9 protein-coding genes and 2 pseudogenes are annotated in these 9,029 nt (G+C 65.1%); 3 read left to right on the forward strand and 8 right to left on the reverse strand.

The genetic code is table 11. From position 1 onward, the window contains the following. The 3 genes from AC1DY5_RS30755 to AC1DY5_RS30765 form a co-directional block, all read left to right on the forward strand. Nucleotides 1–1,051 (forward strand): TRAP transporter large permease (locus tag AC1DY5_RS30755; protein WP_478117629.1); only part of this gene is annotated, 1,051 nt, incomplete at its 5' end. 23 nt (nt 1,052–1,074) lie between these two features. Beyond that, on the forward strand, nt 1,075–2,112 hold the full coding sequence (locus AC1DY5_RS30760; protein ID WP_478117630.1) for an L-idonate 5-dehydrogenase: 1,038 nt from the start codon (nt 1,075–1,077) through the stop codon (nt 2,110–2,112). A gap of 83 nt (nt 2,113–2,195) precedes the next feature. Beyond that, nucleotides 2,196–2,330: a hypothetical protein gene (locus tag AC1DY5_RS30765; RefSeq protein ID WP_478117632.1), complete on the forward strand. Its 135-nt coding sequence runs from the start codon at nt 2,196–2,198 to the stop codon at nt 2,328–2,330. Here AC1DY5_RS30765 and AC1DY5_RS30770 read toward each other — a convergent pair. The 8 genes and pseudogenes from AC1DY5_RS30770 to AC1DY5_RS30805 form a co-directional block, all read right to left on the reverse strand. Beyond that, a pseudogene (locus AC1DY5_RS30770) lies at nt 2,318–3,485 on the reverse strand (porin). The gene AC1DY5_RS30765 and the pseudogene AC1DY5_RS30770 overlap by 13 nt on opposite strands. A 45-nt stretch (nt 3,486–3,530) precedes the next feature. Beyond that, nucleotides 3,531–4,283, reverse strand: a complete 753-nt coding sequence (locus AC1DY5_RS30775; protein ID WP_478117633.1) for an SDR family NAD(P)-dependent oxidoreductase — start codon at nt 4,281–4,283, stop codon at nt 3,531–3,533. Nucleotides 4,284–4,285: 2 nt separating this feature from the next. After that, nucleotides 4,286–5,455, reverse strand: a complete 1,170-nt coding sequence (locus AC1DY5_RS30780; RefSeq protein ID WP_478117635.1) for an acyl-CoA dehydrogenase family protein — start codon at nt 5,453–5,455, stop codon at nt 4,286–4,288. 20 nt (nt 5,456–5,475) lie between these two features. After that, nucleotides 5,476–6,555 carry a phosphotransferase gene (locus AC1DY5_RS30785; RefSeq protein WP_478117637.1) on the reverse strand — a complete coding sequence of 360 codons (1,080 nt, stop codon included), beginning with the start codon at nt 6,553–6,555 and terminating at the stop codon, nt 5,476–5,478. Continuing rightward, a complete protein-coding gene (locus AC1DY5_RS30790; RefSeq protein ID WP_478117639.1) occupies nt 6,552–7,355 on the reverse strand; it encodes a TauD/TfdA dioxygenase family protein in 804 nt (267 codons plus the stop codon). Before AC1DY5_RS30790 ends, AC1DY5_RS30785 begins: the two co-directional genes overlap by 4 nt. A gap of 18 nt (nt 7,356–7,373) precedes the next feature. Further along, the gene (locus AC1DY5_RS30795) at nt 7,374–8,345 is read right to left on the reverse strand and encodes a quinone oxidoreductase family protein (RefSeq protein WP_478117640.1); all 972 of its coding nucleotides are present in this window, start codon (nt 8,343–8,345) and stop codon (nt 7,374–7,376) included. A 32-nt stretch (nt 8,346–8,377) separates the two neighbouring features. Beyond that, the gene (locus AC1DY5_RS30800; protein ID WP_478117642.1) at nt 8,378–8,740 is read right to left on the reverse strand and encodes a hypothetical protein; all 363 of its coding nucleotides are present in this window, start codon (nt 8,738–8,740) and stop codon (nt 8,378–8,380) included. Nucleotides 8,741–8,743: 3 nt separating this feature from the next. Continuing rightward, nucleotides 8,744–9,029 (reverse strand): annotated as a pseudogene (locus tag AC1DY5_RS30805) (hypothetical protein); the annotation flags it as partial.

The raw sequence follows: 9,029 nt of genomic DNA on the forward strand, positions 1-9,029 counted from the left end.
GATCATCATGATGGCCATGTCCTGGGTGGGCCACATCCGAGGCGGCCTCGGCTACGTGGCGGTCGTGGCCGCGGTCATCATGGCCTCGCTCTCGGGCTCGGCGGTGGCCGACACGGCGGCGTTGGCTTCGGTGCTGATCCCCATGATGCGCAACGCCGGCTACAACGTGAACCGCTCCTGCGGGCTGATCGCCTGCGGCGGCATCATCGCGCCGGTGATCCCGCCGTCTATCGGCATGATCCTCTTCGGTGTCACCGGCGGGGTCTCGATCACCAAGCTGTTCATCGCCGGCATCGTGCCGGGCGTCCTGATGGGGCTGTCGATCATGCTGGCCTGGCGCTGGTCGATCGGCCGCGACAAAGTGAAGGTCGAACCGAAGCGAACGATGGCCGAGCGCAGGGTCGCAACCCGGGAGGCCCTGTGGGCGTTGGTGCTGCCAGTGGTCATCGTCGGCGGGCTCAAGATCGGCATCTTCACGCCGACAGAGGCAGCGGTGATCGCGGCGGTCTACTCGCTCTTTGTCGGGTTGGTGGTGTATCGCGAGATTAAGCCTTCGGAACTCTTCCACCTCTTCTACCGTGCGGCGGAGACGACGGCGGTGATCATGTTCCTGGTCTCGGCGGCCGGCGTCTCGGCCTGGCTCATCACCACCGCAGACATCCCGCAGCAGTTGGCCACGTTGGTCGAGCCGCTCATGGGCAACAAGATGCTGCTGACCTTTGCGCTGATGATGCTGGTGCTGGTGGTCGGTACCGCGCTGGACTTCACGCCGACGGTGCTGATCATGACGCCTGTATTGATGCCGGTGCTCAAGCAGGCCGGCATCGATCCCGTGTACTTCGGCGTGCTGTTCATCATGAACAACGCCATCGGCCTGGTGACGCCCCCGGTGGGCACGGTCCTCAACGTTGTCTGCGGCGTCGCCAAGATCCCGATGAGCGGTGCCATTCGCGGCGTCATGCCCTTCATGATCGCCCAGACCCTGGTCATGCTGCTGCTGGTGGTCTTCCCCGAGATCGTGATGTGGCCGCTGCGCATGATGACGCGTTGAATTCAATACAAGGAGGAAGCCAAATGGAAGCACTCGTCATCCACGCACCCGGAGACCTTCGCGTCGAGGAAGTGCCGACAGCGGAACTGGGAGCGGGCCAACTGCTGGTGCGCGTGCGCTGCGGCGGCATCTGCGGCTCCGACCTGCACTACTACCAGCACGGCGGCTTCGGCACCGTGCGGATCCAGGAGCCGATGGTGCTCGGTCACGAGGTGGCGGGCGTGATCGAAGCGGTCGGGAGCGGGGTGGCCGGCTTCACTGCCGGCCAGCGCATCGCCGTCAGTCCCAGCCGGCCCTGCGGACTGTGCCGCTTCTGCCAGGAGGGATTGCAGAACCACTGCCTTGACATGCGCTACTACGGCAGCGCGATGCGCACGCCGCACGTGCAGGGCGCCTTCCGCCAGCAGATCGTGGTGGAGGCCTACCAGGCCCATCTGCTAGCGGATCGGTTGAGCGACGGCGAGGGCGCCATGGCGGAGCCGCTGTCGGTTGCGCTGCACGGCGCGCAGCGGGCCGGGCCGCTGCTCGGCAAGAAGGTGCTGGTCACGGGATGCGGGCCGATCGGCGCGCTCGTCATCATCGCCGCGCGGCGCGCGGGAGCGACCCACATCGTGGCCACCGACATGAGCGCCCACCCCTTGAGCAAGGCGCTCAAGGTCGGGGCCGACGAGGTGGTCAACGTCGCCGACGAACCCGATGGGCTGCGTCGGTTCAGCGCAGACAAGGGGCAGTTCGACGTGCTCTTCGAGGCGAGCGGCAACGAGCGGGCGCTGCGCGCCGCGTTCGACGTCCTGCGGCCTCGCGGCATCATCGTGCAGCTCGGACTGAGCGGCGGCGAAATGAGCCTGCCGATCAACACGATCGTTGCGAAGGAATTCGACCTTCGCGGCGTCTTCCGGTTCCACCAGGAGTTCGCCACGGCGGTCGAACTGCTCAACAAGGGCCTGGTGGATGTCAGGCCGCTGATCTCGGCCACGATGTCGTATCGAGATTCGGCGCGTGCATTCGCGCTGGCCGCGGATCGTTCGCAGGCCATGAAGGTTCTGCTGAACTTCGACTGACTCAGAACGCAGTCTCAGCGGAGGCTGCGTCCATTGGTCGGCGACCGTTTCGGCGTCCGGGGCGCTCGCGGGGTGAGAAGTTCATGGAGCTCACGACCGACGTGCCGGGCRCCGGGCGGGCGCAGGCGCTGCTGGCCGCGCTGCGGAAGATGAATCCACGCATGAAGACTTCCGACCTCACGGCGATGTGCACGCCGGCGGGGGATCAGAATGCGTGAGGAATACCGAGGTTGTACCCTCGCCACCCGAGACGAACGGCACGCTGCCAACAGCCAGGTCGTAGCCGTTCTTGTTGTTGAGCTGGGCGAATGTGGCGTAGAGCGCAGTGCGCTTGGACAGGTTGTACACGTAGCCAACTGCCCACTTGCTGGCCCTCGGATCGCCGCTGAGCTGCGCGATGATGCGATTCGGATCGATCTTCACTTGCGAGTAGGCCGCCCGGATCAGCCCGGCGCCGATGGGCACCGTCGCGCCGAGCAGGTAGCCTGTGGCGYGCGGCGAAGCGTTGATGGCGCCAATGGGAACGATTCCATCGTTGTCCGTCTTCAGCTTGGCTTTCGAAAACTCTCCGAACAGCTTCACGAGGCCGAAGTCGTACGAGGCGCCGAGGTTGAAGGTGTCGAGCGTCGTTGTAAGACCTGCGAAGTAGTTGTCGGCAATCGTGGCCTCGCCATATGAAGTAGCCACGTCCAACGGGCCGTTGGCGTAGCTGAAGCGACCACCCCAGTATTGGCCCGCACGCGAGTTGTTCGGGGCCTTCGGCGTGAAGACGCCCGGGTCGTACTTGATCTGCTCATTGAAGGCATACATGACCTGGCCGTAGAAACCGCCCAGGTTCGGCGGCAGGAAATACCGACCGAATTGCTGGCGCGAACGTAGGTGCTGTTGGCCTGGAAGCCCCTGACCGACGCCCCGGTGCTGCTGAACCCGTTGGCCGTGGCAATGACATTGGTGCCCACGCCGTTGGCGCTGAAGGGATCGAACACGAGGTCGTTCCAGAAGGTGGGCGTGTAGTCGCGGCCGAGGCGCAACTCGCCGGCGACGCCCGACAGGCTCACCGTCGAACGGCGGTTGAAGAATCCCATCATACTGGGACCGGAGTTTGCCACGTTGCCACCGGTCGACCCATCGTCGGGCGCGGATTTGAGCCAGAAGCTGGCAGCCAAACCTCCACCGAGATCTTCCGTTCCGCGGAAGCCAAGGCGACTCTGGTTGTAGGCATTGCTCGCCAGCACCTTGCAGCTCACCCGGGCGGTGATGCCCAACGGGGTCTCCGACTTGTTTTGGTAGCCACTGACCGATTCATCCAGCACGCCGAACAAAGTGACGGACGACTGTGCGGAAGCGGCGCCGAGAACGATCAGGGCAGCCAGGCCAACCAGCGTATTTTCATTTTTGGGTTCTTCATGGAATTCGCACTAGAGTGAACTGACTAGATGTCCGCCATCGACGGCGATCACCGCACCTGTCATGTAGCGCGATGCGTCGGAGGCGAGCAGTAGCATAGGCCCGTCTAGCTCCTCGAGCTGCCCGAGACGCCTCGACGGCACGCGCTTGATCAATGCCTGGCCGGCTTCGCCTTGCCAGAAGTCGTGGTTGAGTTCCGTGTCGAAGTAGCCCGGCGCCAACGCGTTGACGCGGATGCCTTCGCGCGCCAGTTCAAGCGCCATCGACTTGGTGAGCTGGATCAACGCCGCCTTGGACACGGCGTACGCAGATACGTGGCCGGCCTGCCGCAAACCGAGTATTGAAGCGACGTTGATGATCGAGCCGTGTGTCCCGAGCGCCTTCATGCGCCGCGCCGCAGCCTGCGCGACCATTGCCGCGCCGCGCAGATTGGTGTCGAGCACGCGGTCCCACTCCTCGTCGCTTTGGTCGAGAAAGGAGCGCGTCAGCGTGACGCCCGCGTTGTTCACCAGCACGTCGAGCCGGGGCAGGGCCTGGATGCACGTGCGCACCTGTTCGGGCTGGCTTACATCGAGTTCGAGCGCTTGCGCCTTGGCGCCGCCTTCCTTCAGCTCGGCAACGATGGCCTCGAGCGCAGCGACTCGCCGGGCAGCCAGCAGCACGCTCGCTCCCGAACGCGCCAGGAGGCGCGCAAAGTGGGCACCGAGTCCGCTCGATGCCCCCGTGACGAGGGCAGTGACGCCCGTCAGATCCGCTTTCAACATGCTCAGTGCTCCTTCATGCGACGCTTGATGCTCTTGGCCAACGACCAGCGGTGTACCTCGGATGGGCCGTCGTAGATGCGGAAGGCGCGGATCTCGCGAAACGCCTGCTCGACCACCGAGTCACGGGTGACGCCCAGGCCGCCGAGCACCTGCACGCAGCGGTCCGCGATCCGGTACAGCGCCTCCGACACGGCGACCTTCGCCATGCTGGATTCGTGCGTCCCCTTCGCCCCGGTATCGAGCACCGAGGCGCACCAGTCGATCATCAGCTCGGCCTGCTTCAGGTCGATCTCGTTGTCTGCCAGCATGAATCCGACGCCTTCGTGATCGATCAGCGGCTTGCCAAAGGCATGGCGGCGACAGGCGTACTCGGTGGCGATGTCGTGCGCCCGGCGCGCCGTGCCCCACCAGCGCATGCAGTGCGTCAGCCGCGCCGGCGCCAAGCGCACTTGGGCGTAGTCGAAACCGCGGCCTTCTTCGCCGAGGATCTGGTTCGCCGGCACGCGAACGCGGTCGAGTGCGATGACGGCATGCCCCCCGGGCATCGAATTGTCGATGGTGTCCAGAATGCGCTCGATCCTGATGCCGGGGCTGTCCATGTCGACGAGGAACATCGTCGCACGCTCCTCGGTGCGGGCCATGACGATGCCGAAGCCTGCACCAACAGCGCCCGTGATCAACCATTTTCGGCCGCTGATCAGCCAGTCGCTGCCATCGCGCACGGCCTCGGTCTTGAGCATCGACGGGTCGGAGCCGGCGCCGCCATCGGGCTCGGTCATCAAGAAGGCCGAACGCATCTCGCCGGCAGCCAGCGGGCGCAGGAAGCGCTCCTTCTGTGCCGGCGTGGCGACTCGCTCCAGCAGATGCATGTTGCCTTCGTCGGGCGCCATGATGTTGAGCGCGACCGGGCCGAGCGGCGAATAGCCCGCGGCACGGAAGACCGCCGCGGTCTGGACGTGCGAGAGCCCGTGGCCGCCGAATTCCGCAGGCAAGTGCGGCGCCATCAAGCCGGCCTCGCGGGCCTGCGTGCGCAACTCATGAACGAGGTCCTCGGAGGGGCCATGCCCATGGTTGCGAGGGTCTTTTTCGTAGGGGATGACGGCTTCGCGCACGAAACGCAGGACGCGCTCCGGCAACTCCGCGGCGGCCGCGGAAGGCAGGTGTGGAGACATGGTGTGTTTTTTTTTGAGAGTCAGCCGGCTTCGCGCATTGCGATCTCCGCCTGTTGCCAAGCCAGCTGTGCCAGCGGCTCGACGTTCTTCGCCATTTCGACGGCCTGCGCCGACGATGCGGTCCCGCGCAGCAGGCGCCCCTTGATCCCATGCAGGATGGCGGCGAGGCGGAACATGTTGAACGCGATGTAGAAGGCGTAATTGGGGATGCCCTCACGTCCGGTGCGTCTCACGTAGGCTGCAACATAGTCGGCTTCCGAGGGCAGGCCGAGCGACTCGAGGTCTTCGCCGAGCAGGCCATGCATGATGGTTGGCGGCAGCCGGTACATCATCGCGTGGTAGCTGAAGTCAGCAAGCGGATGGCCCAGCGTCGAGAGCTCCCAATCCAGCACCGCCAGGACGCGCGGCTCGGTCGGGTGGAAGATCATGTTGTCGCAGCGGAAGTCGCCGTGCGAGATCGTCGTCTCGTCGCCCGCGGGAACATGTTGCGGCAGCCATTCGACCAAACGGTCCATGTTCGGATCGCGGCCTGCGAGCGCGTCGTCGCGATACTGGCCCGACCAGCGCGCGATCTGCCGCTCGAAGTAGCCGCCCGTGCGGCCGTAGTCGGCCAGGCCGATGGCTGCCGGATCGATACCGTGCAAGCGGGCGATCGTCTCGTTCATGGCGTCGAAATAGGCCGCGCGCTCAGGTGCGGCCACCTCGGGCAGGCGCGGATTCCAGAACACGCGCCCCGCGATGCGGTCCATCATGTAGAACTCGGTCCCGATGACGCCTCGATCCAGGCACAGGGCGTGTACCCGTGGCACGGGGAACGCCGCTTCGTGCAAGGCTGCCAAGACGCGGTACTCGCGATCGATCGCATGAGCGCCCTTGAGCAAGTCGCCGGGCGGCTTGCGCCTGAGCACGTAGCTGCCACGGTCCGTATCGACGCGGTAGGTCGGGTTCGATTGCCCGCCCTTGAACTGACTGACCTTCAGCGTGCCGGCGCGCTCGTCGACATTCGCGCACAGCCATCGCGCCAGACGCTGCTCGTCGAAGCGAAAGGCTTCGCGCACGGGCTCGACGTCCTTCGCAAGCGCGCTATCGTCGCGCTTCATTGCGGCACTTCGCCTTCCATGGTGATGCGGTTGAGTACCCGCTCGGCTTCGCCGTAGTCGTGGATGGCGTAGTGCATGGTGCAGCGGTTGTCCCACATCACGACATCGCCTTGTTGCCACATGTGGCGATAGACGTTGTCCGGGGTCGTCGAGTGCTCATACAGGAAGTCGAGCAGCGGGCGGCTTTCCTCGTCGGTCATGCCCTCTATGAGCTGCGCCGTCTCGCGGTGGCCGACGTACAGTGCCTTGCGCCCGGTTTCCGGATGGGTGCGCACGAGCGGATGCACGGCGGTCGGCAGGCTGGCCGCGTCGGCGCCCATCATGCGGCCCAGGCGCAATCCGACGAATTTCACGCGCAGGCCTTCGAGCATGCGCTTCATCGTGGGCGACAGCCGTTCATAGGCCTGGTACTGGTTGCACCACATGGTGTCGCCACCATTGGGCACCGTCACGGCCGACAGGATCGAGATCTTCGGCGGAACCGGTGTGTAGCACGAGTCGTAGTGCCATGCCTCGGTCGATGCGGTCGCCTTCGGGATCTTGGTGACCTGCACGATTTCGGGGTGGCCTTCGAGGTGCTTGAGCAGTGGGTTGGTGTTCAATGGCGTGCCCCAGCGCCGGCCGAACTCGACCTGAGCTGCAGGCTTCAATTGCTGCCCCCGGTAGACCAGCACGCAATGCGTGAGGAAGGCGTCGTGCAGCGCCGCGAATGTCGAGTTGTCGATAGGGCTGTTCAGGTCGATGCCTTCGACGCTGGCGCCGATGGAACCGGTCAGCGGTGTTACTTTGAGCTTGGTCATATTTGTCTCCTAGCTATATCAATCGATGGTCAGAACGATCTTGCCGAAATGCTGGGCTTGCATCATGTAGGCATGCGCCGAATGGATTTCGTCCAGCGCAAAGCTGCGGTCGATGGCCCAGCGGATGAGGCCATCCTTCAGAAACGGGAGCATGTCGCGCGCGCAGGCCTGCACGCACTCGAGCCGCTCCTGTTCGGAGCGCGTGCGGAAGGTGACGCCGATCAGCTTCAGGCGCTTGAGCCAGAGCTGCTCCAGGTCGATCTGCGCGGTGCGCCCACCCAGCCTTGCGACGTTGACGTACCGTCCGCCCACGGCGAGGCTTTGCACGTTGGCCTCGAAGACCGGGGCCCCGACCAGGTCGATGATGACATCGACGCCGCGCCCATCGGTCGCGGCCTTCACCTTCTCGACCTGCGACTCGATCGACGAATCGATGCCCACGTCGACGCCGAACTCCGCGAGTCGCGCGAGTTTTGCTGCCGAGCGGGACATCGCCATCACGGGATGGGCCTTCCAGAGCGAAGCGATTTGCAGCGCCGCCCAGGCCACGCCGCCTGATGCGCCATTGACGAGGATCGATTCGCCCGGACGCAACTGTCCGTTGGTGATCACCGCATCGTGCGCTGTGATGAACGCGTTCGGAAACGATGCTGCCTCGATCCATGAAACCGTCGAAGGCACCGGCATGATGGCCAACGGATCGGCCAGGACGAACTGCGCCTGGCACTCGCGGCCATGCCCCATGACACGATCGCCCTCGCGCCAGGCAGTCACTTCGCTGCCGACTTCGGCGACTTCGCCTGCGAACTCCACGCCAACCGTCAACGGGTCGCCGGTGCGCTTGTCTTTGGCCTGCGTGATTTCGCCGCGGTTGAGCCCGGAGGCGCGCACGCGCACGAGCACCTGGCGCGGCCCGACCGTGGGCCTGGCGATGTCCTGCACTTCAATGCGCCCGCCATCGGGGTGTGGGATGACTCTGATTGCCTTCATGTATTTCTCCGTCTGTGGGTAGGTTGCCGGCGTCACGAGGAACGAGCGCTGGCGCGTATCAGTTCGAGCAGCGAGAGGGCGCGCTGCGCGGCTTCCTTGCCGCCTGCATGCGCGCCTCGCACATAGGCAGGACGCAGGTCTTCGATGGCGCTGAGCGCACCGACCGCCTGCGCGTCGGCCACGCTCAGCCGACGCAACTCGTTCACGACGAGAAGGTAGGTGTGCATGACGTCCTGCGCGGGCTGCGTGGCACCGAGCCGGTGCAGATGGGCATTGAGCCAGTGCGAGCCGGCGAGCATGGCTGCCTCGATGATGATTTCGTAGTCGTCCGGGCCGCACTTGCGCAAGGAGTTCTCGATGCGCTGTGCCGCTGCTTCATGTTCGTGGGGCGTCATGGCTTACTCCAAAGGGCAGCGTTGATTGAGTACAGCCATGCATTCCCCGAAGGCCTGCTCGCACGCGTCGACGATCTCCCGGGTCGGCTTGCAGCCTTCGCGCACACAAGGATCGCGGTGCGCTTCGATGCGCTCCATCGCATGCATCATTTGATGGATGTCCTCGGGCACCGGGGCCTCGATGACGGGGCGACCGACGTGCAGCACGTCGCCCAGCGCGCCGAACTGCGACACCAGGCGGCCGTCGGGCTGCGGCACCAGGTAGACACCCGGCTGCATCGCATAGGCC

The organism is Variovorax sp. P4_D9, from assembly GCF_056401695.1.